Genomic DNA, 22,659 nt, shown 5'->3' on the forward strand with positions numbered 1-22,659 from the left:
GCTCGGCGTTCCCCTCACCCCACACTCGCCGTCACCACGGCCATCACCGACAGCAGCAGCACGATGGTCACCAACTGCAGCGAGGCGACGGGCTGGGTGCGCCAGGCCGTGATCTTGTCGGACAGCGACAGATGGGCCTCGAAGAACTTTGGTTCGTAGACGGTCTTGAACAGGTGCGGGAAGCTCGGGCCGAGGGTCACGGCGAGCATGGCGTGGGCGAGCGAGGCGATGGCGACGAAGATGGCGACGCCGGGGTCGCCGACGAGATCGTGGTTGCCGCAGAGCTTGAGCAGGAAGGCGGCAGCGGCGAAGGTCGGGAAGCTCTGCAGGATCGTGGTCAGCGCGAGGCCTTCGAGCGCGTTGTGCAGGCGGGACTTTCTGACGGTGGCGAGGGCAGCCATGGCACGTCTCCCTGATGACATGCCGATGACGTTAGGCGCATCGGGAACGGGGTGATGTGAGATGGATCACGCGCCCTTCCTCACCTCGCCCGCTTGCGCGGAGAGGAAGCAGACTGCCGCTGCGGATCGAGGTCGCCCCTACAGCTTGCCCTGGCCGTTCACCTGACCCTGCTGCTGCCGCTGCTTGTCCTGTTCCTTGGCGTGATGCCTGCCGTAGAGGCAGCCGGCGGCGGCGCCGAGGACGCCGTGGTGGCCGGCGTAGTGACCGGCGACGCCGCCGACGACGGCGCCCTTGATGCAGCCCTTGGCGTTGGCGGCGGAGGTCGCGCCAAGCATCAGAAGGGCGGCGGCGATGGCGAAAAGCGGGGCTTTCATGGATCGATGTCTCCGGATGCGGTATCGGCGTCTCAACGGGCGCCGATGGGTCCGGGTTCCAGCGCCCGCCATGGCAGGAGGCGACCGCGATGTGCCCGCGGCGTCACGCAGGACGCAAAGCGCCGAGCGAATTCTTGCATGCGGAAACGCACGCAACCCGCAATTGCACCCCATGAACCGGGCATTGTGCTCGCGCGTCATACCCTGCAATCACTCTGTGATTTTGCGGATTGATGGACCCGCGAGCCGCACGATAGCGTTTGCAAAGCACGGCCAGTGAGGGCAGGAGCAGCATGACGGTTGAGAAGCTGAACAGGCAACGCGTGCTTCATCTGCTCGACGCCTTCGCGCGCGGCGATATCGAGGCCGCGCTGGCGTGCTGCACCGACGACGTCGACTTCCTCACTCATGCGCCGATCGACGTGCTGCCGCACATGGTGCCGCGCCACGGCAAGCAAGAGCTGCGCGAGCTCTGGCAGACGGTCTGGTCGCGCTATTCGGAAATCCGCTACAAGGCACCGCACATCCTGGCCGAAGGCGAGGCGGTCGCGACCTACATGCAGGCCTATTTCAGGAAACGTAGCAACGACCGCATCGTGCAGTTCGACATGGCCGTGTTCTACACCTTCCGCGGCGGGCTGGTGGCGGAGATCCGCGAGATCATCGATTCCTACGATCTGGTGCAGCAGGTGCTGGAGCGCGAGATCGGGCCGCTGATCGTGGGTGCACGGGTGGACTGAGCCTGCTCCTCCCCTGGAACCCGCACGCGATCCGCCGGGACCCGGGAGATTACGGGGTTTTGTTGCAAATCTCACAGATCGCCATCAATTGTGCATTGCGAAAACGTGAATTGCGTTTTGGCCGAAATCGGGTATTTTATTCGTATACAAATGAGTTGAGCCCCACCGCCTGACTGCGCTGGGGTCGTTTTCCGTTTTTCTTTCGCAAAGCCAGCATCAGGACTGCCCAAAATGACAGAGCACAGCCTCTGGCGTTTCTCGCGCGCGTTGCACCGCGCGATCAACGACCGGCATTTCGAGGACATCGAGGCCCTGATCGACGAGGACGTCGAATGGGCGCTCTACGGCCCGATCGACATGTTTCCGTTCCTCGGCGCGCGCCAGGGCAAGGACGCCGTGCTCGACGTCATCCGCCAGCTCGCCGACAATTTCCAGGTCCGCCGCTTCGACCGCGAGAGCATCATGCTGGGCGTCGATTCCGCCGCCTCGATGCTGCGCTATTCGCTGACGGCACTGGATTCCAACAAGCCGATCAGCTTGCGGGTCGCGCAGTTCGCCCAGTTCAGGGCGGGCAAGCTCACCAGCATGCGCGTCCTGATCGACACCTTCGACCTGGTCGAGCAGGCACTCGGCCGCGCCATTCATCTGCCGAAGATGACCAGCGTCGGCTGAGGGGGACGCCAACGGGCCCCGCTGTTCGGGACCGATGACAATGCCTGACGCGACGTCCTGGCCTCCAGCCCCGCCGGATGCCGTCGTGCCGGAAGCTCGTCGTCGGGCGCGCGCCTCTCGCGCGGCCCGTTGGTTCGCGTCCCCACGCGAGTTGCCACAATTTCGCAACGATAAATCCGCATTGATGCGAGCAGACCGAATGGCGCATGGTCATCACCAAGGACCGCCTTATATTGGCGGACAGCATGCGCTGGGGTTGGCGGGCAGGACGATGGAATTCTCGACAGGTTGTGGCTGGACCAGGCTGCCGGTGCTGGCGGCCGCGTTCATCTTGGGCTCTGTGCTGACGGTTTCGGCGCAGATCATTCCCCCCTTCTCCCCACCCGCGGGCGCGTCCGACGAGGCCGAGACCGAGACGGCAGAGGCCCCCGACGTCAACGACCCCGACGTGCTCAAGGGCATCGACGTCGACAAGCTCGACTGGAGTCAACTCGCGGTCGACGCCGGCACCGGCATCGACCCGATCGCCGCCAAGAAGCGCGCCCAGGCCGCCGCCAAGGACGGCCTCGACTGGTCGTCGAATGCCAATGCGAACGGCTCCTCGGCGGTGACGGTGAAACAGTCCGTGTTCTCGTTCTGGGATACGCGGATCGGCGCCGACATGACGGTGACCAGCGAGCCGCGGACGATGTCCGAGCTGCTGGCGCAAAAGGCCACCAATGGCGGCAACCTGCCGCAATCCTCCGGCAGCGCCTGGGCGACGGCGACCGCGCCCGGCGCCGGAGTCATCTGGGACAAGACCGCGGTGGAAGCCCGCGTCGATCCCGGCTCGGAACAGAGCAAGCTCGGGGCCTCGCTGACCAAATCGGTGCCGCTGTCCGGCGACACCTCGCTGACGCTGCAGAACGGCTACAGCGTCAACCAGCAAGGCACGAGTGCGGTCCCCGGCATCGGCGGCCACATCACCCGCAATTACGAGACCGACCAGTCCGCCAAGGTCACCCTCACCGACACCGGCACCAGCGTCACCGCCGGCCAGACGCTGTCGACCACGGACGACAAATGGCTGCGCAAGGTCGGCGCCGAGCAAAAGCTGTTCGACAACGTCACCGTCTCCGGCTCAGTCGGCGAGACCTCGCAGGGCGCGATCAACAAGAGCGTGACGGCGGGTTTCAAGAAGAGCTGGTAGGCCAAGCCTCTACTCTTTGCCCTCATCCTGAGGGCGCTCAAAAGCAGCGTCTCGAAGGATCGAGGCCGCGCTGCGAGAGCGGGGCCGGCATGGTTCGAGACGCGCGCGAAGGGGCGTGCTCCTCACCATGAGGGGATGGGTTCCGACGCGGTTACCGCCATTCAGACTCTCGTAACCATACGCCACGGCAAAACCCCCGAATGGTCCGCCCTTGCCGCATCTCGGCCCATTTGCGGCCCAATTCCGGCGCCCAGATGCAGGCTGCCTCACAGACGTCGTCGTGCGGGGGACACTCGCGCTGCGCTCAACGCGAACAGGGGAATAACGATGAACGCCATGCGTCCGGAAAAGACCGAAGCCGCCGAGACCGAGACGGTCGACACCAACCTCGCTGCAGTTACGGAAGTCGAAGCCGGCATCCGCGACTTCGTCCGCAACGACATCGCCTATCTCCGCCGTCCGGCGGCGACGACCACGGATGCGGCCCCGCTCGATCCGAGCGCGGAGGCCACCGTCACCAACGTCAACTCGCTGATCCAGCGCGTCGCCGGCACCTCGCTCGCCGAGATCGAGAATCTGATTTCGGAGCTCGAGAGCCTGCGTGACCTGCTGCATGCCGAGGGCCAGCGCGTCCAGCGCGAGATCTCCGGCTACGCCCAGCTCAGCCAGGCCGCGATGAAGTCGACCCGCATGATCGCCGACAACGTCGCGCAGTGGAAGCGCGCCGCCGACGGCCTGCGCAATAGCTGATCGTACTGAGCATCACCGAACCGCCGCGTTCCGAAAGGAACGCGGCGATTTTGATTCTGGGGGGTCTGTGCCCCGGACGCGGTGCGGCACGCAGTGACGCGCCGCAGAGCCGGGACCCATGGTCAGGATTCATTGCGCGGCGCAATGGGTCCCGGCTCTGCGCCGCAGCGTTACACTCTGCAGCGCGTCCGGGACACGAGAGTGCACATTTGAACCCCCCGCGCCTTCCCGGCGACCAATGCCAAGCGCCCGTGCCGCCTACGGCCGGGCTTGGGGATCTACTTCATGGAAAGCATTCGGCCCGACAACACGGACCCGATCTCGCTGCGGCCCGCGCCCAATCAGCTCGGCACGATCATGCTGCGTTTTGTCGGATTGCTGGTGGTTGCGATCGCGGTGCTGGCGTTCGTCTACAGCCGCTGAGGCGGGGCCGTTTTCCGGCCCCGAGAACTTAACAGATTCTTACCGGCTCGCGTCGACAGCCGAGGCTTCCAGGGTGTAGGCGCCATCGGCATAGCCCTTCACCACCATGCCGGCGACCAACATCACTGCCAGCGTCGCGGTAGCGAAGAGAAATCCGACAAGCTTGAGTGCGCCGCGATCTGCCATGGTCCTCGTCCCCTGTACTCTGCCCAATTCGTTTCAATTAGACAGCGACAGGTTCATAATTAGTTAGCAACTCACTGGTTCCGCCAAACTGCTTCGCGGTAACCATGTTGCGCAGGCTTATGGCAGCCGCCCGGAATCGCGTCCATAGCGCGCGGGCAACACTCGCGCACTCATTTGCCCGTTCATCTTGGAACAGATCTAACCGCTCTTCCGCATCGGCACGAAGGCGCTGGCGGTGATGGAATAGACGTCCTCGCCGCGCTGGTTGGTGCCGGTGGTGCGGGCGGTCAGGATGCCCCAGCCCGGGCGCGAGGCCGAAGTGCGCTTGTCGGTGACGACGTTGACGTAGGCGACGGTGTCGCCGGCGAGCACCGGCCTGATCCAGCGCAGATCGCGAAAGCCCGGCGAAGGTCCCCACACCGCAACCTCCTCACCGCGCGATACGGCCTCGCGCGCCAGGCGCTGGCCGTCGGCGACAAGCAGGCTCATGCAGGCCGAGCCGACATGCCAGCCCGAGGCGGCAAGCCCGCCGAACAGCGAGTTCTTGCCCTCCTCCTCGTCGAGATGAAAACGCTGCGGATCGAACTTCGCGGCGAAATTCTTGATGGCCTCGGCCGTGAACGTATAGGTGCCGATCTCGCGGCGCTGGCCGATCTCGATGTCGTCGAAGAACCGCATCAGACCGCCCCCTCGCGCCGCTTGATCAGGATCGGCGAGGTCATCTCGCCCAGCGGCTCACCCTTGGCGTTGCGCACGGTGCATTTGAACTTGACGATGCCGAGCTCGGGGCGGCTCTTCGAGGGGCGCGCCTCCAACACGTCGACGTCGAGCATGAGATCGTCGCCGGGCCGGAGCGGCGAGAGCCAACGCACCTCGTCGACGCCGGGAGACCCCAGCGACGCGGCGCGGGTAATAAAACCGTCGGCCATCATCCGCATCATCAGCGAGCAGAGGTGCCAGCCCGAGCCGGACAGGCCACGCAACATGCTCTTGCTGGCAGCCTCCTCGTCCAGATGCATCGGCTGCGGATCGAACTCGGCCGCGAAGGCCAAAATCTCGTCGCGGGTGACGTGGCGCGGGCCGAATGTTCCGAACCGGCCGGGCGGGAAATCTTCGAAGGTCAGGGTCATCTTGGGATTGGCTAGCGGAAATGACAGATTGTGGCCGCACTTTGCGGCAATCTCAACCCGCCGGCCCGCATGGCTCGTGCTACATACGGGGTGGCGGCGTTGGTCTTGAGTCGGATCAACCGAGGGCCAAGATCCATTTTACCAAGGCCCGATGCCCTGGGGAGAGCAATGTTTTCATTCAGCGATCTGTTTCAGTGGGACCGCTTCATCACGCCGACGATCATCAAGACCTTCTATTGGCTGGTGATCGCGTTGATCTGCCTGTTCGGCCTCTCCGGCATCTTCTCCGGCCTGGCTGCGATGGCGATCAGTCCCTTCGGCGGCTTCCTGGTGCTGCTGTCGTCGATCGCCAGCGTCGTCGTCGGAATCGTATTCTCGCGCATCGCCGCGGAGCTGATCCTGATCGTCTTCCGCATCAACGAGCATCTCGGCGCCATCCGCGACCAGGGCAGCGGAATGCGGTGAGGCTCTCGTGTCCCGGACGCGGCGCGGCATGAAATGACGCGACGCAGAGCCGGGACCCATGCATCCACAATTCGAAGCTTCTGGGCCCCGGCTCTGCAGCGCACCGCTGAAGAAGCGTTGCGCTGCGTCCGGGGCACGAGATTCAGCCTTACGTATTGAACCGGAAATGCATCACGTCGCCGTCGGCGACGACGTATTCCTTGCCTTCGAGGCGGAGCTTGCCGGCATCGCGCGCGCCGGCTTCGCCGCCCAGCGCGACGTAATCCTCGAACGCGATCGTCTCGGCGCGGATGAAGCCCTTCTCGAAATCGGTATGGATCACGCCGGCCGCGCCCGGCGCCTTGGTGCCGCGGTAGATGGTCCAGGCGCGCGCTTCCTTCGGGCCCACGGTGAAATAGGTGATGAGGTCGAGCAGCGTGTAGCCGGCACGGATCAGGCGATCGAGACCGGCCTCTTCGAGGCCCAGCGTTTCCAGGAAGTCGGCGCGTTCCTCACGCGAAATGGTGGCGATCTCGGATTCGATCTTGGCGGAGATGACGACGGCAACCGCGCCTTCCTTGGCGGCCTGCTCCTGCACCGCCTGGGAGAACGAATTGCCTGTCGCGGCCGAGCCTTCCTCGACGTTGCAGACATAGAGCACGGGCTTGGACGACAGCAGGCCGAGCATGCCGAAGGCGCGCTCCTCCTCCGCCTTGCGCTCGACGAGGCGCGCGGGCTTGCCTTCACGCAGCAGCACCAGGGTGCGGTTGACGAGGTCGAGCTGCTCCTTGGCGTCCTTGTCGTTGCCCTTGGCCTTCTTGGTGAGGTTGTCGACGCGCTTCTCGAGGCTGTCGAGGTCGGCGAGCATCAGCTCGGTCTCGATGGTCTCGATGTCGGCGAGCGGGGCGATCTTGCCCTCGACATGGGTGATGTCGGAATCTTCGAAGCAGCGCACGACATGCGCGATGGCATCGACCTCGCGGATGTTGGCGAGGAACTGGTTGCCGAGGCCTTCACCCTTGGACGCACCGCGCACGAGGCCGGCGATGTCGACAAAGGTCAGCCGGGTCGGGATGATCTGGCCGGACTTGGCGATCGCCGCGAGCTTGTCGAGCCTGGGATCGGGCACCGCGACCTCGCCGACATTCGGCTCGATGGTGCAGAACGGATAGTTCGCCGCCTGCGCCGCGGCCGTCTCGGTCAGCGCATTGAACAAGGTCGACTTGCCGACATTGGGCAATCCGACGATTCCGCATTTAAATCCCACGAGCGTTATTCCTTGCCGTTCTCGTCCTTGGTCAAAAATCCCTTCGCCTGCATGGCGAGATGCACCCTGTTGGCGAAGGTCGCGTCCGTGCCCTTGGCGACCAGGCCTGCGTGCTCGGCCACCGCTTCGCACAGCGCCGTCACCCAGTCGTTGTCGGCCTTGGCGAAGTCCGACAGCACGTGGCCGTGCACCAGTTCCTTGACGCCGGGATGACCGATGCCGAGTCGCACCCGGCGATAGTCGTTGCCGATATGCGCCGAGATCGAGCGCAGGCCGTTATGGCCGGCGATGCCGCCGCCGATCTTCACCCGCACCTTGCCCGGCGGCAGCTCGAGTTCATCGTGAAACACGGTGACGTCGCCCATGGCGATCTTGAAGAAGCTCGCCGCCTCCTGAACGCTGCGGCCGGAATCGTTCATGTACGTCGTGGGCTTGAGCAGGATCACGCGCTCGGTGCCGAGCGTGCCTTCCGAGGTCTCGCCCTGAAAACGACGGCGCCATGGTGCGAAACCATGACGCCGCGCGATCTCGTCGACGGCCATGAAGCCGATATTGTGCCGGTTACGTGCGTATTTCGCGCCGGGATTGCCGAGCCCAACAAAGAGTCGCATGACGCGGCGCGCCCCTCGCTCGGCGCGCGATCAGGGACCGCGCGCCAGCTTTGAGAGATTACTTCTTCTTGTCGCCGCCGGCGGGAGCCTTGGCAGCCGCGGCAGGTGCAGCAGCAGCCGGAGCCGCAGCGCCAGCCGCCGGAGCAGCCGCAGCAGCGCCAGGAGCTGCAGCCGCAGCCGCGGCCTTCTGCTCTTCGGCGTAGCCGGACGGCGGCACGATGGTGACGAGGGTTGCGTCCTCGCGGGTCAGCGCCTTCACGCCGTTCGGCAGCTTGACGTCCGACAGATGCAAGGAGTGACCGATTTCCAGCGAGCCGACATCGGCCTCGATGTACTGCGGAATGCTCTCGACGCCGCATTCGAGCTCGATCGCATGGGCGACGATGTTGACCGTGCCGCCGCGCTTCACGCCCGGGGAGGCTTCCGACTTCACCACGTGCAAGGGCACGCTGATGCGGATGGTGGCGCCTTCGCCGAGCCGCATGAAGTCGACATGGATCGGGAAGTCCTTGACCGGATCGAGGTGGTAGTCACGCGGAATCACGCGGTGCTTCTTGCCCTCGAGATCGATGTCGACCAGCGTGGTCAGGAACCGGCCGGCGAGGATGCGCTGGCGCAGTTCGCGATCTTCGATCGAGATCGTGACGGGGGGCTGGTTGTTGCCATAGATCACTCCGGGCACTCGCCCGGCGCGACGCTCAGCCCGGGCGGCCCCCTTGCCGCTCTTCGGACGTGCGGTCGCCTTCAATTCCTTGACGGTCGTCGCCATGTCGTTAAGTCCTTGTTTTTGCAAAAGTTAATGGGCCGCAGCGCGGCCCATGGCATCGTTCGCAGCAAGCCTCCAGGGGTGCGGGGGCCACGAACTGGCGGGCTTTTACCCGGAAGATGCGGAAATGACAAGGAAATGCGAGGATTTTTTGTGCGGCCGGTATCCCGGGGAACACCGTCATGGCCGGGCTTGTCCGGCCATCCACGTGTTGCCGGGCACCAGGTTAGACGTGGATGCCCGGGACAAGCCCGGGCATGACGACCTCAGCTCGGCGCCCCGCCGAGCTTGGCCTCCACCGCCGCGAGTCGCGCCTTCAGCGCCTCGTTCTCCTCGCGGGCCAGGCGGGCCATGTCCTTGACCGCCTCGAACTCCTCGCGCTTGACCAGATCCATGTCGCGCAGGAATTTTTCGGCCTGGGTGCGCAGCACCGTGTCGAACTCGCGCTTGACGCCCTGGGCGGCACCGGCGGCATCGTTCATCAGGCGGCCGATCTCGTCGAAAAACCGGTTGTTGGTCTGGGTCATTTCGGTCTCCTGGCGGCCTCTACTTTGCGCGAACTCTCGAAAAGACAATGGCAATCCGAGCGGAACGGTTCAAGGCCCGATCGGAGGTATCCTTGTCATGCCCCGGTTTCCTTGCAATCGTATTCATCGTCCCTGCATAAGAAGAATCACAAGGCGCATGAGATGATCGACCAGCAGATCGCGATCCCCACCAGGGACGGCCACACCGCAACCTTCATCAGCCATCCCGAACGCGGCGGGCCGTTTCCGGTCATCCTGTTCTACATGGACGCGCCGGCGATCCGCGAAGAGCTGCGCGACATGGCGCGCCGGCTCGCGACCTCGGGCTATTACGTGATGCTGCCGAACCTCTATTATCGCTCCGGCGTGATGGAGCTCGGCGCGCTTCCGGCCGACCCGAACGCGCCGGAGCGCAAGCGCATGTTCCAGCTGATGGGGTCGCTCACCATCCCCATGATCATGGACGACACCCGGGCGCTGCTCACCTATGCCGAGGGCCAGGCGGCCGCGAACACCAGACTGGTCGGCACCGTTGGCTACTGCATGAGCGGCCGCTACGCCATCAACGCCGCCACGCATTTCCCTGACAGCGTCAAGGCGGCCGCCTCGGTCTACGGCGTGCAGCTGGCAACGGATCAGGCCGACAGCCCGCACCTGGCTGCGGCTAAGACCAAGGCCGAGCTCTATTTCGCCTGCGCCGAGACCGATGTCTACGCGCCGCCGGAGGTTATCGAGAAGGTCAAAGAAGCCATGAACGGCGCCAAGGCCGAGGTCGAGATCTATCCCGGCACGCATCACGGCTTCGCCTTCCCCAAGCGCCCGGTCTATGACCGCGACGCCGCCGAGCGGCATTGGGAGCGCCTGTTGGCGCTCTATCGCCGCAATCTCGTCCAGATATAGAAGGCGAGATGCAGCTTCTTCTCATCGACTTCCCCGCCTTCAAGCCGATTGCGCTCGAGATCGGCCCGTTCGCGATCCGCTGGTATGCGCTGGCCTATATCTGCGGCATCGTGTTCGGCTGGCTCTATGCGCGCTCGCTGCTGAAGAAGGAGCGCCTGTGGGGCGGCCCCGCGCCGATGTCGCTGCTGCAGATTGACGACTTCATCCTCTGGGTCACGCTCGGCATCATTCTCGGCGGCCGCACCGGCTACGTGCTGTTCTACAATCTGCCCTTCTTCATCGATCATCCTGCCGCGATCTTCCGGTTGTGGGAGGGCGGCATGTCCTTCCATGGCGGCTTCCTCGGCTGCGTCGTCGCGGTGATGTGGTTCGCCTTTCGCAATGGCATCTCGATCCTGTCGCTCGGTGACATCACCACCGCGGTCGCCCCGGTCGGGCTGCTGCTCGGGCGCATCGCCAACTTCATCAACGGCGAATTGTGGGGCCGCGCCACCGATGCGAGCCTGCCCTGGGCGATGATCTTTCCCAACGATCCGACGCAGCTGCCGCGTCATCCGAGCCAGCTCTACGAGGCCGGCATGGAAGGCATCCTGCTGTTCACCGTGCTCGCGGTGATGATCCGGCTCGGCGCGCTGAAGCGGCCGGGCATGATCCTCGGCGCCTTCATCCTGATCTACGGTCTGACCCGGATCGCCGGCGAGCACTTCCGCGAACCGGACGCCCAGCTCGGTTTCCTCTGGGGCGGATTAACCATGGGCATGCTGCTGTCGATTCCGATGCTTATCGTGGGCGGCATACTTATTGTATTGGCAGTCCGGCGCGGTGCGCCGAAGCCCGCAGGGGCCGTTCGTTAATTCATTTCGAGAAGATAGCCGTGACCGAACAGCCGCTACTCAACGAGATCAAGGCGCTGATCAAGTCCTCAGGTCCCATGCCGGTCTGGCGGTACATGGAACTGTGCCTGATGCATCCGCGCCATGGCTATTACGTCTCGCGCGATCCGCTCGGGCGTGAGGGCGACTTCACAACCTCACCCGAAGTCAGCCAGATGTTCGGCGAGCTCCTGGGGTTGTGGACCGCCTCGGTGTGGAAGCAGATGGGCTCGCCGCAGTTCCTGCGGCTGATCGAGCTCGGCCCCGGCCGCGGCACCATGATGGCGGACGCGTTGCGCGCCCTTCGCGTGCTGCCGCCGCTCTACCAGGCGCTTCACATCCACATGGTCGAGGTCAATCCCGTCTTGCGCGAGCGGCAGAATGCGACGCTGTCGGGCGTGCGCAACATCGCCTGGCACGACAGCATCGACGACGTGCCTGAGGGACCGAGCATCATCCTCGCCAACGAATATTTCGACGTGCTGCCGGTCCACCAGATGGTCCGCCACGAGTACGGCTGGCACGAGCGCGTCATCGAGATCGATCCCAACGGCAAGCTTCAATTCGGCGCAGCGCCCGAGCCGACGCCGCGCTTCGACGTGCTCCTGCCGCCGCTCGTGCGCGCCGCACCCGTCGGCGCGGTGTTCGAATGGCGCCCCGACGGCGAGATCATGAAGCTCGCCACGCGCGTCCGCGACCAGGACGGCGCGGCGCTGATCATCGACTATGGCCATTTGCGCAGCGATGCCGGCGACACGTTCCAGGCGATTGCGCGCCACACCTTCGCCGATCCCTTGAAGGCGCCGGGCCAGGCCGACGTCACCGCTCATGTCGACTTCCAGGCGCTGGCGCGCGCGGCCGAAGATGTCGGCGCGCGCGTGCACGGGCCGGTGACGCAAGGCGACTTCCTCAAGCGGATCGGCATCGACACAAGGGCCGCCGCCTTGATGCAGAAGGCAACGCCGGAGGTCGCCACCGACATTTCGATCGCCCTCAAGCGGCTGACGGATACCGGGCGCAGCGGCATGGGCTCGATGTTCAAGGTGCTCGGCATCTCCGAGCCGCGGTTGACAGGCATTGCCGGCCTCAGCGATCTCGAACAGGCCGGAGAAGCCTCATGACGCTCGCTTCGTCGCTGCTGTCGGCTGTGCCCGGCCTGCGCCACTCGTTCTTCACCCGCGAAGGCGGCGTCTCCAGCGGCATCTACTCCGCGCTGAACGGCGGCCTCGGCTCCAATGACGATCAGGCCCTTGTCGCGGAGAACCGCCGCCGCATGGCCGAGCATGTCGGCGTTGCGCCGGAACGCTTCCTCAGCCTGCACCAGATCCATTCGCCCGACGTGCTCGTCGCAGAAGCGCCGTGGCCGAACGGGCCGCGGCCGAAGGGCGATGCGCTGGTGACGAACACGCCCGGCATCGCGCTCGGCGTCTCCACAGCCGATTGCGGGCCGGTGCTGTTCGTCGATCCCAACGCGCGCGTGATCGGTGGCGCACATGCGGGATGGAAGGGCGCGCTGACGGGCGTGCTGGAGGCGACGATTCTAGCGATGGAAAAACTCGGCGCGACGCGCAGCGGCATCATCGCCGCGATCGGGCCCTTGATCCGACAGGACAGCTACGAGGTCGGCAACGAGTTCGTGGCGCGCTTCATCGAGGCCGATGCCGACAACGCGATGTTCTTCATCCCGTCGGTGCGCGAGGGCCACGCGATGTTCGACCTCGCCGGCTTCATCCGCAAGCGGCTGGAGGCCGCCGGCATCCTGATGATCGACGATCTCGGCGTCGACACCTACGCCGACGAGCGCTTCTTCAGCTATCGCCGCTCGGTGCATCGCAAGGAGCCGGATTACGGCCGCCACGTCCACGCGATCGCGCTGGAAGCGTGAACACAAGGGCAACACTGTGTGTCATTCCGGGCCTCGCGAAGCGAGAACCCGGAATCCATCGTGCAGCATTCACGCGGCGAAATGGATTCCGGGCTCGCGCCAAGTGGCCCGCCCCGGAATGACCGTGTGTTGTGTCGCTCCCGCCCTAGACCTTAATCGATTTTAACGATATCGCTGCCCTCCATAATGAGGGACGCGTCATTCATCCTGGGCCGTGCGGGTTCGCGCGTGCTGGCGGTCACGCTGCTCGCGGCAGCGACCGCGCTTGGCGGCTGCGCCGGCGGCGGTGGGGCCGCCAACTCCTATGCGATGGCGCCGAGCGCCGGCTCCGGGGCAACGGTCGCCTTCGAATCGATCGACGGGCCGCCGCCGCAGGTGTTCGACCGCATGGTCGGCGTGATCGACAGCGAATCCAAGCTGCGCAGCCTGTCCGTCGTCTCCCGCGAAGGGACCGCCGCCTACCGCGTGCGCAGCTATCTCTCCGCCCAGGTGGTGCGCGGCAAGACGGTGATCGCCTGGGTCTGGGACGTCTACGACGCCAACCAGCAACGGGCGCTGCGCCTCTCCGGCGAGGAACCGACCTCGGCCAAAGGCGGCCGCGATCCGTGGGGAGCAGCTGACGACCTCGTGCTGCGGAAGATCGCCCAGGCCGGATTCAGCGGACTTTCCAACATGATCAACGGAACGCCGGATGCCCCGGGCACGGCTCCTGGCTTGCGGGGCCCGGCGGTGGCGAGCGTGATCCCGCAGGGCCCAGTGGCGGAGATGCCGGCCACGGCACTCGGCTACGCCGACCGATAACCCCCGCTAAACCACGGCCTCAAGTTGCGGCCAAGCCGTTGGCCCGACTCAGGATTTCGAAGGGAAAACGTAGCATCCCGGGTTGCCATTGCAGCCTCCGGCCTGATATTTCCTCGCCCGTCGTAACCGTGCTTCCAGTGGGATCTGAGATGTTGAACGTCGTATCCAGCAAAGCGCGGGAGGAAGCGTCCATGTCGGCCAAAAACGGCTCCATCAAGCTCGTCGCCGGCAACTCCAATCCGGCCCTCGCGCAGGCGATCGCGCAGGGCCTGGACCTGCCGCTGACCAAGGCGGTGGTGCGGCGCTTCGCCGACATGGAGATCTTCGTCGAGATCCAGGAGAACGTGCGCGGCTCGGATGCCTTCATCATCCAGTCGACCTCGTTCCCGGCGAACGACCATCTGATGGAATTGCTGATCATCACCGACGCGCTGCGCCGCTCCTCGGCGCGCCGCATCACGGCGGTGCTGCCCTATTTCGGCTACGCCCGGCAGGATCGTAAGTCGGGTTCGCGCACGCCGATCTCGGCCAAGCTGGTCGCCAACCTGATCACGCAGGCCGGCGTCGACCGCGTCATGACGCTCGATCTGCACGCCGGCCAGATCCAGGGCTTCTTCGACATTCCGACAGATAACCTCTACGCCGCGCCACTGATGGTGCGCGACATCAAGGAGAGGTTCGACCTCTCCAAGACCATGGTGATCTCGCCCGACGTCGGCGGCGTGGCCCGCGCGCGCGGCCTCGCCAAGCGCATCAACACCCCGCTCGCGATCGTCGACAAGCGCCGCGAACGGGCGGGCGAATCCGAGGTCATGAACGTGATCGGCGACGTCGCCGGCTACACCTGCATCCTGATCGACGACATCGTGGACTCCGGCGGCACGCTGGTGAACGCGGCGGACGCGCTGATCGCCAAGGGTGCCAAGGACGTCTACGCCTACATCACTCACGGCGTGCTCTCCGGCGGCGCGGCCGCCCGCATCGCGGGCTCGCGGCTGAAGGAGCTCGTGATCACCGATTCGATCCTGCCGACGGACGCGGTGACCAAGGCGCCGAACATCCGCACGCTGCCGATCGCCAGCCTGATCTCCGACGCGATCGCGCGCACGGCGGCGGAAGAGTCGGTGTCGAGCCTGTTCGACTGACACCGTCATTCCGGGGCGGCGCGAGAGCGCCGAACCCGGAATCCATCTTGCAGCAATCCGTGTCGATCAATGGATTCCGGGCTCGCGCTTCGCGCGCCCCGGAATGACCATGCCTACCCCACGATCCCCGCCGCGACCTGGCCGCGCAGGCGCTCCAGGCCGAGCAACGTCTCTGCACAAGCGGCCGCGACCTCGACGCCCTTGATCGCAAAATGCTTGCGGAAGAAGTCGTAGTGCACCTCGGTCTCGTGGAATTGCTGCGGCGTCAGCACCGCGGAGAACACCGGCACTTCGGTGCGCAGCTGCACGTCCATCAACGCCTTGATCACGGTGTCGGCGACGAATTCGTGGCGATAGATGCCACCATCGACGACCAGGCCGGCCGCGACGATGGCGGTATAGCGCCGCGTCTTGGCGAGGACCTGCGCGTGCAGCGGGATCTCGAACGAGCCAGGTACCTCGAACACGTCGACATGGGTGAGATGGCGCGCCTCGGCCTCCTTGATGAAGGCGATACGCGCCTCCTCGACCACGTCGCGGTGCCAGCAGGCCTGCACGAAGGCCACCCGCTGCGGTTTGGCAAAGCGCGGGTGGTCGGGCGCCGGGTCTTGCGGAACCGGCGGTTGGCTGACTTCGGAAGTTTCGGTTTTGGGGTCTTGCAGCATCTGATTCATGGCTTTCCTTCTCAAGGACCAGAATCAGGGCACACGGAACGACAAACAGCCGCATCTTGCGATGCGTCTGCCTCCGACCGTTCTCTTTCATCCGGACTTTAACCGTCGGCTTCGGAGTTGCACCGAATCTGCTGACCCTTCCCCTCGGCAAGAAGACCTTAGGCAAGGCGCTCGCGGGCTTAGGCCTTTCGGCCCTTACCGCCGGTGGGGACTTTCACCCCGCCCTGAGAACATCGGCCGTCCGGGATGAACGGCCTGGCTGGAAATATGACGCCAGCCGGCGGCCGCAGCAAGCGTGTTCCGCATGGGGAAGGCGCATGGTCCCATGCCGTCATGGCGGCCCGGCCCTCGCGCGGCGGAATTAACGAATGGCGCCCTCCCCCGGGAATCCGATTCCGGTTTGTTCTCATCCATCCGGATCGAGGACTTCCCTCCGTTAAGAATTGTGGCGGAGATGAGCTGTGGACGAACGAGTCCTGACTTGTGGACGGACTCGGGACCCCGTTGCGCAGATTCCGCAAATCACATCACTTGATCCGCGACAGGCCCGCGCTGATCCGAGGGATCGCACCAGCGACGTTGAGGGAGCGTGCCGGGCCGACCGCGTGCGTATCAAGGACAACAAGAAGGCAAGAGGTCGAGACGGCATGTCCCTGCTCGAAAGCACTATCGATTCCAAAAGCCATCCGCTCGCGGTGGTCGAGGATATCGCTGCCAGCAACAACTGGCCGTTCGAACGCTCCGGCGAGGACGAACTCACCATTGTCTCCAAGGGACAATGGACCGACTACCAGCTCTCCTTCACCTGGATGGGCGAGATCGAGGCGCTGCATCTGGCCTGCGCGTTCGACATGAAGATTCCGGTTGCGCGCCGCGGCGAGGTGCAGCGGCTCGTCGCCGCCGTGAACGAGCAGTTGTGGGTCGGTCATTTCGATTTGTGGACCAACACCGGCATGGTCATGCACCGCCAGGCCCTGGTGCTGCCCGGCGGCCTGACCGCCTCGACCGCGCAATGCGAGGCCATGCTCGCCGGCGCCATCCACGCCTGCGAGCGCTATTTCCCGGCGTTCCAGTTCGTGGTGTGGGCGGGCAAGACCACGACCGAAGCGATGGACGCGGCGATGTTCGACACGGTGGGAGAGGCGTAAGTCTCGCCCAGCGCTGCGCCGTCGTCCCGGACAAGCGAAGCGAAGATCCGGGACCCATACCGCGTGATGCCTCTTGTGGCGCGCGGCTTGTTGCTCTGCTCTCGATCCACTAGAACCGCCGGTGGTTATGGGTCCCTGCGTTCGCAGGGACGACACCGTTTGCAAGGTGATCGCAGTGGCAGATAGCAGCACCCTCAAAAACATCACCGGCACCATCCTCCTCGCCGGCGCCGGCAAGATGGGCGGCGCGATGCTGACCGGATGGCTGTCGGGCGGACTCGACCCGCGCCGTGTCGCGGTGGTCGATCCGCACATCTCGCCCGAGATCACCGCGCTTGCCGCCAAGGGCGTCGCGCTCAATCCTGATGTGACAACGGTCGGCACGGTCGAGACGCTGGTCGTCGCGGTGAAACCGCAGATGTTCCGCGAGGCCGGCGCGAAGCTGAAATCGTTCGTCTCGGACAAGACCTCGGTGGTCTCGATCATGGCGGGAACCACGATCGCATCGCTTGCCGAGGTCTGCGGCGGCGCCGTGGTGCGCGCGATGCCGAACACGCCGGCCGCGATCGGCCGCGGCATCACCGTTGCGGTCGCCGCGAAGAACGTCAGCGCCGCGCAGCGCGCGGTGGCCGATGCGCTGCTGCGCGCCACCGGCTCAGTCGAATGGGTCGATGACGAGAGCCTGATGGACGCGGTGACCGCCGTCTCCGGCTCCGGCCCGGCCTATGTGTTTCTGCTCGCCGAGGAGCTCGCCCGCGCCGGCGTCGAGGCCGGATTGCCCGAGTCGCTCGCGACCAGGCTGGCGCGCGAGACCGTGGCCGGCTCCGGCGAGCTGCTGCACCAGTCGGAGCTGCCATCGAGCACGTTGCGTCAGAACGTCACCTCGCCCGGCGGCACCACGGCCGCCGCGCTCGGTGTGCTGATGGCCGAGCCGGGTCTGCGCGATCTCATGATCCGCGCGATCGCGGCGGCGACAAAGCGGTCGAAGGAATTGGCGAAGTAAGCAGGTGCCGTAGGGTGGGTTAGGCGAAGCCGTAACCCACCTCTTCTATTTCCGAGGACGCAGACGTGGTGGATTACGCCAAGCGGTCTACGCTTCGCGTAGTCCGCAGGGCTAATCCACCCTACGGCGTCGTGCCCGCGGCTAACCGCCTGTTGAACATCTCGACATTGACGAGCCCGCGCGCGTGGCGGCCCTCGCCGAGCTTGCGCGTGCCCTCGGACGCCTCGACCTCGAAGCGGATGACGCGGCGTTCGACGGCGACGACCTTCGCGGTGGTCCGCACCGTCGCGCCGACGAGCGCGGCTGCGAGATGGCGGATGTCGACCTCGGTGCCGACAGTGACCCAGCCGGGCTGAAGCGCAGCGCGGATCGCATCGCCCGCGGTCATCTCCATTTCCAGGATCATCATCGGCGTCGCGTAGACAAACGGCATGCCCGGCACGAAATGCCCGACCGTGCGCTCCGCCGGGACCACCAGCGTGCGCTCGGCATTCATGCCGACCTTGATGAAATCGCGTGCGTCCATGGTGCCTCAAACTCCGCTGTCGTCCCGGGCAAGCGAGCGCTGATCCGGGACCCATAACCACAGGATCGAGTTTGGCGAAGATTCGGAGTTACCAGCTGGCCAGATAACCGCTCCCTGTGGTTATGGGCCCCGGATCTGCGCTGACGCTTGTCCGGGACGACAGCGGTGAATGCCGAACCGCCAGTGGCTATTTCTTCGCCGCCGCCGCGCGCTCCACGAAGGTCTTGCCGCCCTTCATCTTGTGACGGAGCGGGGCTTCGTTGATCTGGATGACGACGGCATCGGCATCGACGCCGAGATTCTTCACCAACGCCTGGGTGATGTCGCGCATCATGCCGGCCTTCTGCTCGTCGGTGCGGCCTTCGGCCATGCTGACAGTGATCTCAGGCATTGTTTTCTCCCTGTTGCTGTCGTCATGGCCGGGCTTGTCCCGGCCATTCACGTGCTTATCCATCAAACAAGACGTCGATGCCCGGGACAAGCCCGGGCATGACGGCCTGGCGGAATAGCTATCCCCACTTTACGTCATGACGGGCCAGGACCTCACGCACCTTGGCGACGAGATCGGCTTCGCTGCACGAGAATTGCGCCGGTCGGCTCTCGCGCCATTCCTGGTTGGAGGCGATCGCCGCGGCCGCCTTCGCGCCTTCGATCAGATCCTTGATCTGCAGCTCGCCGCGCGCCTTTTCATCCGAGCCCTGGATGATCACGCACGGTGAATTGCGGCGGTCGGCATATTTGAGCTGGTTGCCCATGTTCTTGGGATTGCCGAGATAGAGCTCGGCGCGGATGCCGGCGGCGCGCAAGCTAGCCACCATCTTCTGATAGTCGGCGACGCGGTCGCGGTCGAACACGGTGACGACGACGGGACCGAACTCCGGCTTGGTGTCGAGCTTGCCGAGCAGCGTCAGCGCGGCCTGGAGCCGCGAGACGCCGATCGAGAAGCCGGTCGCCGGCACGGGCTCGCCGCGGAAGCGCGAGACCAGGCCATCGTAACGCCCGCCCCCGCCGACCGAGCCGAAGCGCACCGGGCGGCCCTTCTCGTCCTTGGTCTCGAGCAGCAGTTCGACCTCGTAGACGGGGCCGGTGTAGTATTCGAGGCCGCGCACGACGGAGGGATCGATCTTGATGCGGTCCGCACCGTAACCCGACGCCGTGACCAGCTTGGCAATCTCGTCCAGCTCGCTCACGCCGGCCTGACCGATCTCGCTCTTGGCGAGGTAGGTTTCGGCCGCGGCAATGGCCTCTTTCCAATCCTCGCGCGGCTTGGTGATGGCGAGCACGACATCAGCTTCAGCGGCGCTCAGATTGGCGCCCTTGGTGAAGTCGCCCTTGCCTTCCTCGCCGCCGTCCCATCGTCCGGGACCGAGCAGCTTGCGCACCTCGTCGGCGGAAAACTTGTCGAGCTTGTCGATCGCGCGCAGCACGGTCAGCCTGCGGCCTGCGTTCTCGTCGCCACCGAGCCCGATGGCTTCCAGCACCCCGTCGAGCACCTTGCGGTTGTTGACCTTCACGACATAGGAGCCGCGCGCGATGCCGAGCGCCTCCATCGTGTCCGCGGCCATCATGCAGATCTCGGCATCCGCCGCCGGCGTTGCCGAGCCGACCGTGTCGGCGTCGAACTGCATGAACTGCCGAAATCGGCCCGGGCCGGGCTTTTCGTTGCGGAAGACGTAACCGACGCGGTAGCTGCGGTAGGGCAAGACCAGAGCGTCGGTGCCGTAGCGCTCGCCGACGTAGCGGGCGAGCGGCGCCGTCAAATCGTAGCGCAGGCTGATCCACTGCTCGTCGTCGTCCTGGAACGAGAACACGCCCTCGTTCGGACGGTCCTGGTCGGGCAGGAACTTGCCGAGCGCATCGGTGTATTCCATCGCCGGCGTTTCCACCGGCTCGAAGCCGTAGAGCTCGTAGACGGCGCGGATCTTCTCGACCATCTCGCGCGTCGCCCGGATCGCTGAGGGATCGCGATCCTCGAGCCCGCGCGGCAGGCGCGCCTTCAGTTTCTGGGGTTTTTTGGGTTTCTCGGCCATGCGCGGCATTTACCAGCCGGGGCGCGAAGCGGCAACCGGTGCTTAGGGGACGCCGTCATTCCGGGGCGATGCGCAAGCATCGAACCCGGAATCTCGAGATTCCGGGTCTGGTCCTTCGGACCATCCCGGAATGACTGCCAACCTTTACGGCTTCTCCATCCGCGCTCTCAGGGCATCCGCGTCTGCCTTCGGCAGCGACTTCAGCGTCGGCTTGATGGTTTCGCCGCCGACGATCTTGCCGTTGCGCATGAACATCCAGTCCGAAATGTCAGCCTCGGTGAACTTGACCTCGTCGCCGGCCCGCTTGCCTGGCAGGTCACGCGGTTCGTTGGCGAGGAGACCAGAATAGGTCCCGTCAGGCCGCTTCTTCACCTCGCCGATCCAGATGTGCTCACCGCCCTTGCGGGTCGAGAAGCGCACCTTCAGGGCGTGCCCAGCCTCCGACGGCTTCGGCGTGTCATAGGAGGCCCAGAAAGTTGGAAGCGAGCCACGGGCGCGCGCGATCGCGGCATTCATCTCGGGATCGCTGGTGCGCACATCGACGATCGGCGAGCGATCTTGCGCGACCACCTCATGCATCGGGCCGATGGTCAGGATGCCGAAAACGGAAACGCCGGCGATTGCGGCGAGAACGACCCATTTCATGGGTTGGGAGAGTTTCGTTGCCATGGTTGCGAAGTCCTGATGTCCAGATGTGTCCAGACTTTGTCGCATGTCGGCAACGGCACGTTCAGTGCACGAAAAACCACAAACGATGCGCGTTTCCCCTCTCCTCACGAGAGGGGAAACGCGCATCGCCGTATCTCAAAACACCTTGCGGATCCAGTTGTGGGGATCGTTGGTGCGGCCGTACTGGATGTCGACGAGCTGCTTGCGCAGGCCCATGGCGACGGGGCCGGCGGCGCCGCCGCTGATTTCGAAATCGCCGCTCACCGAGCGCACCTTGCCGATCGGCGAGATCACGGCCGCGGTGCCACAGGCAAACGCTTCCTTGAGCTTGCCGCTGGCCGCATCCTTGCGCCACTGGTCGAGCGAATACGGCTCCTCGCGCACGGTCTTGCCGGCATCCTTGGCGAGCGCGATGATGGAATCGCGGGTGATGCCGGGCAGGATGGTGCCGAGCGGCGGCGTCGAGAGCGAACCGTCATCGAACACGAAGAACACGTTCATGCCGCCGAGCTCCTCGATGTAGCGGCGCTCGACCGCGTCGAGGAAGACGACCTGATCGCAGCCATGCTGGATCGCTTCGGCCTGGGCGCGCAGGCTCGCGGCATAGTTGCCGCCGCATTTGACGGCACCGGTGCCGCCGACGGCCGCGCGCGTGTAATTCTCCGAGACCCAGATCGACACCGGCGCAGGCCCGCCCTTGAAGTAGGAGCCGACCGGCGAAGCGATGACGGCGAAGATATATTCGGACGACGGCTTGACGCCGAGGAAGGTCTCGCTCGCGATCATGAAGGGCCGCAGGTAGAGGCTGCCCTCGCCGCCCGGCATCCAGGCGCGGTCGATACGCACGACCTGCTCGACCGCCTCGATGAAGACGTCCTCGGGCAGCTGCGCCATCGCCATGCGGTCGGCGGAATCCTTGAAGCGCCGCGCATTGGCGTCGGGACGGAACAGGTTCACGCCGCCATCGTCGCGCTTGTAGGCCTTGAGGCCCTCGAAGATTTCCTGGGCGTAGTGCAGCACCGCGCCGGCCGGATCCATCTGGAAATTGGCGCGTGCCTCGATCTTCGCCTCGTACCAGCCGCCCTTGGCCTGGTTGTAGCGCACGATCGCCATGTGATCGGTGAAGACTCGTCCGAAGCCGGGGTCCACCAGCTTGGCCACGCGGTCCTTCTCGGACGTCGGATTGGATGCGGGCTGGATGTCGAATTTCATGCTCATGTCCTTGCCTCCCGCTTGCCGGTGGCGGCGCCGTTCTGGCGCCGGCCTGCCCTTTTCGGGCCCGGCTGGCTTGATTGGTTTTAGGCCGGACCGCCGCCAGCCTTGTTACGGCCGGTTTCCGTGGCCAGCATATCGCCGAGGACATGCTTTTGCGGAAGGCGGAAGTCCAGTATGTTTTGCCGAAACGCCGCTCGACAATCGCACGGTAGATCTGATCCGGCCGTCGTCGCCTGTCCGGCTCTCTCCAGCCGCCCTGCTTCGATGCCACCCGCGCGAAACGATCTAAAATTTCGTGCTGGTCAATCGT

The 22,659-nt window shown here is 65.2% G+C and carries 29 protein-coding genes and 1 riboswitch; of the genes, 14 read left to right on the plus strand and 15 right to left on the minus strand.

The genetic code is table 11. From position 1 onward, the window contains the following. Positions 1-14: 14 nt before the first annotated feature. Both GDN70_RS33055 and GDN70_RS33060 read right to left on the minus strand, forming a co-directional pair. A complete protein-coding gene (locus tag GDN70_RS33055; RefSeq protein ID WP_038947454.1) occupies positions 15-401 on the minus strand; it encodes a hypothetical protein in 387 nt (128 codons plus the stop codon). 138 nt (positions 402-539) lie between these two features. Beyond that, complete coding sequence (locus tag GDN70_RS33060; protein WP_095424823.1) at positions 540-776, minus strand: hypothetical protein; 237 nt, start codon at positions 774-776, stop codon at positions 540-542. A gap of 293 nt (positions 777-1,069) precedes the next feature. Here GDN70_RS33060 and GDN70_RS33065 point away from each other — a divergent pair, with 293 nt between their 5' ends. From GDN70_RS33065 to GDN70_RS35320, 5 genes are all read left to right on the plus strand, one after another. Then, positions 1,070-1,516, plus strand: a complete 447-nt coding sequence (locus GDN70_RS33065) for a nuclear transport factor 2 family protein (RefSeq protein ID WP_095424822.1) — start codon at positions 1,070-1,072, stop codon at positions 1,514-1,516. Between the two features lie 231 nt (positions 1,517-1,747). Beyond that, positions 1,748-2,188 (plus strand): nuclear transport factor 2 family protein, encoded by a 441-nt coding sequence (locus GDN70_RS33070; RefSeq protein WP_038947455.1) that lies wholly within the window; start codon positions 1,748-1,750, stop codon positions 2,186-2,188. 271 nt (positions 2,189-2,459) lie between these two features. Further along, positions 2,460-3,377: a hypothetical protein gene (locus GDN70_RS33075; protein ID WP_028140178.1), complete on the plus strand. Its 918-nt coding sequence runs from the start codon at positions 2,460-2,462 to the stop codon at positions 3,375-3,377. 327 nt (positions 3,378-3,704) lie between these two features. Next, positions 3,705-4,127, plus strand: a complete 423-nt coding sequence (locus GDN70_RS33080) for a hypothetical protein (protein ID WP_152103567.1) — start codon at positions 3,705-3,707, stop codon at positions 4,125-4,127. 285 nt (positions 4,128-4,412) lie between these two features. Continuing rightward, positions 4,413-4,550, plus strand: coding sequence for a hypothetical protein (locus GDN70_RS35320; RefSeq protein WP_164936752.1), 138 nt, complete (start codon positions 4,413-4,415; stop codon positions 4,548-4,550). A 39-nt stretch (positions 4,551-4,589) separates the two neighbouring features. Here the strand turns inward: GDN70_RS35320 and GDN70_RS35325 are convergent, their stop codons facing one another. From GDN70_RS35325 to GDN70_RS33090, 3 genes are all read right to left on the minus strand, one after another. Then, the gene (locus GDN70_RS35325) at positions 4,590-4,736 is read right to left on the minus strand and encodes a hypothetical protein (RefSeq protein WP_028140176.1); all 147 of its coding nucleotides are present in this window, start codon (positions 4,734-4,736) and stop codon (positions 4,590-4,592) included. Positions 4,737-4,934: 198 nt separating this feature from the next. Then, complete coding sequence (locus GDN70_RS33085) at positions 4,935-5,414, minus strand: MaoC family dehydratase (protein WP_038947457.1); 480 nt, start codon at positions 5,412-5,414, stop codon at positions 4,935-4,937. Then, positions 5,414-5,866 carry a MaoC family dehydratase gene (locus GDN70_RS33090; protein ID WP_028140174.1) on the minus strand — a complete coding sequence of 151 codons (453 nt, stop codon included), beginning with the start codon at positions 5,864-5,866 and terminating at the stop codon, positions 5,414-5,416. Before GDN70_RS33090 ends, GDN70_RS33085 begins: the two co-directional genes overlap by 1 nt. Before the next feature lie 168 nt (positions 5,867-6,034). Here GDN70_RS33090 and GDN70_RS33095 point away from each other — a divergent pair, with 168 nt between their 5' ends. Further along, positions 6,035-6,331, plus strand: coding sequence for a DUF4282 domain-containing protein (locus GDN70_RS33095; RefSeq protein ID WP_018318325.1), 297 nt, complete (start codon positions 6,035-6,037; stop codon positions 6,329-6,331). Positions 6,332-6,479: 148 nt separating this feature from the next. On the opposite strand, the gene ychF is transcribed toward GDN70_RS33095, so the two are convergent. The 4 genes from ychF to GDN70_RS33120 form a co-directional block, all read right to left on the minus strand. Beyond that, entirely contained in the window at positions 6,480-7,577 is a 1,098-nt protein-coding gene (gene ychF / locus GDN70_RS33100; RefSeq protein ID WP_028140173.1) for a redox-regulated ATPase YchF, read from the minus strand. A 5-nt stretch (positions 7,578-7,582) separates the two neighbouring features. Further along, complete coding sequence (pth, locus tag GDN70_RS33105; protein ID WP_028140172.1) at positions 7,583-8,188, minus strand: aminoacyl-tRNA hydrolase; 606 nt, start codon at positions 8,186-8,188, stop codon at positions 7,583-7,585. 58 nt (positions 8,189-8,246) lie between these two features. Then, complete coding sequence (locus GDN70_RS33110; protein ID WP_028140171.1) at positions 8,247-8,957, minus strand: 50S ribosomal protein L25/general stress protein Ctc; 711 nt, start codon at positions 8,955-8,957, stop codon at positions 8,247-8,249. Positions 8,958-9,220: 263 nt separating this feature from the next. Next, positions 9,221-9,481, minus strand: a complete 261-nt coding sequence (locus GDN70_RS33120; protein ID WP_095424820.1) for an accessory factor UbiK family protein — start codon at positions 9,479-9,481, stop codon at positions 9,221-9,223. Between the two features lie 162 nt (positions 9,482-9,643). On the opposite strand from GDN70_RS33120, the gene GDN70_RS33125 reads away from it, so the two are divergent. The 6 genes from GDN70_RS33125 to GDN70_RS33150 all read left to right on the plus strand — a co-directional run bounded on the left by GDN70_RS33125 (position 9,644) and on the right by GDN70_RS33150 (position 15,084). Next, positions 9,644-10,381 carry a dienelactone hydrolase family protein gene (locus GDN70_RS33125; RefSeq protein ID WP_038947459.1) on the plus strand — a complete coding sequence of 246 codons (738 nt, stop codon included), beginning with the start codon at positions 9,644-9,646 and terminating at the stop codon, positions 10,379-10,381. 8 nt (positions 10,382-10,389) lie between these two features. Then, complete coding sequence (gene lgt / locus GDN70_RS33130) at positions 10,390-11,235, plus strand: prolipoprotein diacylglyceryl transferase (protein ID WP_038947460.1); 846 nt, start codon at positions 10,390-10,392, stop codon at positions 11,233-11,235. 20 nt (positions 11,236-11,255) lie between these two features. After that, positions 11,256-12,374, plus strand: coding sequence for a class I SAM-dependent methyltransferase (locus GDN70_RS33135; protein ID WP_152103568.1), 1,119 nt, complete (start codon positions 11,256-11,258; stop codon positions 12,372-12,374). Further along, positions 12,371-13,138: a peptidoglycan editing factor PgeF gene (pgeF, locus tag GDN70_RS33140; protein ID WP_028140166.1), complete on the plus strand. Its 768-nt coding sequence runs from the start codon at positions 12,371-12,373 to the stop codon at positions 13,136-13,138. Before GDN70_RS33135 ends, pgeF begins: the two co-directional genes overlap by 4 nt. A gap of 186 nt (positions 13,139-13,324) precedes the next feature. Further along, positions 13,325-13,939, plus strand: coding sequence for a hypothetical protein (locus tag GDN70_RS33145; RefSeq protein ID WP_152103569.1), 615 nt, complete (start codon positions 13,325-13,327; stop codon positions 13,937-13,939). A 191-nt stretch (positions 13,940-14,130) separates the two neighbouring features. Then, the gene (locus GDN70_RS33150) at positions 14,131-15,084 is read left to right on the plus strand and encodes a ribose-phosphate pyrophosphokinase (protein ID WP_026202002.1); all 954 of its coding nucleotides are present in this window, start codon (positions 14,131-14,133) and stop codon (positions 15,082-15,084) included. 113 nt (positions 15,085-15,197) lie between these two features. Here the strand turns inward: GDN70_RS33150 and GDN70_RS33160 are convergent, their stop codons facing one another. Then, positions 15,198-15,758, minus strand: coding sequence for a 6,7-dimethyl-8-ribityllumazine synthase (locus GDN70_RS33160; protein ID WP_038971140.1), 561 nt, complete (start codon positions 15,756-15,758; stop codon positions 15,198-15,200). A gap of 75 nt (positions 15,759-15,833) precedes the next feature. Continuing rightward, positions 15,834-15,994, minus strand: a riboswitch (FMN riboswitch). Positions 15,995-16,405: 411 nt separating this feature from the next. Between GDN70_RS33160 and GDN70_RS33165 the strand changes: the two genes are divergently transcribed. Both GDN70_RS33165 and proC read left to right on the plus strand, forming a co-directional pair. After that, positions 16,406-16,906 carry a YbjN domain-containing protein gene (locus GDN70_RS33165; RefSeq protein ID WP_028140163.1) on the plus strand — a complete coding sequence of 167 codons (501 nt, stop codon included), beginning with the start codon at positions 16,406-16,408 and terminating at the stop codon, positions 16,904-16,906. A gap of 127 nt (positions 16,907-17,033) precedes the next feature. Beyond that, on the plus strand, positions 17,034-17,909 hold the full coding sequence (proC, locus tag GDN70_RS33170) for a pyrroline-5-carboxylate reductase (RefSeq protein ID WP_049806500.1): 876 nt from the start codon (positions 17,034-17,036) through the stop codon (positions 17,907-17,909). A 121-nt stretch (positions 17,910-18,030) separates the two neighbouring features. Here proC and GDN70_RS33175 read toward each other — a convergent pair whose 3' ends face one another. From GDN70_RS33175 to GDN70_RS33195, 5 genes are all read right to left on the minus strand, one after another. Then, on the minus strand, positions 18,031-18,435 hold the full coding sequence (locus GDN70_RS33175; protein ID WP_028140161.1) for a thioesterase family protein: 405 nt from the start codon (positions 18,433-18,435) through the stop codon (positions 18,031-18,033). A gap of 187 nt (positions 18,436-18,622) precedes the next feature. Then, positions 18,623-18,826 (minus strand): tautomerase family protein, encoded by a 204-nt coding sequence (locus GDN70_RS33180; RefSeq protein WP_008144861.1) that lies wholly within the window; start codon positions 18,824-18,826, stop codon positions 18,623-18,625. Positions 18,827-18,944: 118 nt separating this feature from the next. After that, entirely contained in the window at positions 18,945-20,465 is a 1,521-nt protein-coding gene (gene hisS / locus GDN70_RS33185) for a histidine--tRNA ligase (RefSeq protein WP_028140160.1), read from the minus strand. A 144-nt stretch (positions 20,466-20,609) separates the two neighbouring features. After that, positions 20,610-21,134 (minus strand): YegJ family protein, encoded by a 525-nt coding sequence (locus GDN70_RS33190; RefSeq protein ID WP_028140159.1) that lies wholly within the window; start codon positions 21,132-21,134, stop codon positions 20,610-20,612. A gap of 135 nt (positions 21,135-21,269) precedes the next feature. After that, the gene (locus GDN70_RS33195; protein WP_028140158.1) at positions 21,270-22,352 is read right to left on the minus strand and encodes a branched-chain amino acid aminotransferase; all 1,083 of its coding nucleotides are present in this window, start codon (positions 22,350-22,352) and stop codon (positions 21,270-21,272) included. Positions 22,353-22,659 lie beyond the last annotated feature (307 nt).

The sequence above is a fragment of the Bradyrhizobium sp. TM102 genome (assembly GCF_009176685.1).
GTDB lineage: Bacteria > Pseudomonadota > Alphaproteobacteria > Rhizobiales > Xanthobacteraceae > Bradyrhizobium > Bradyrhizobium ottawaense.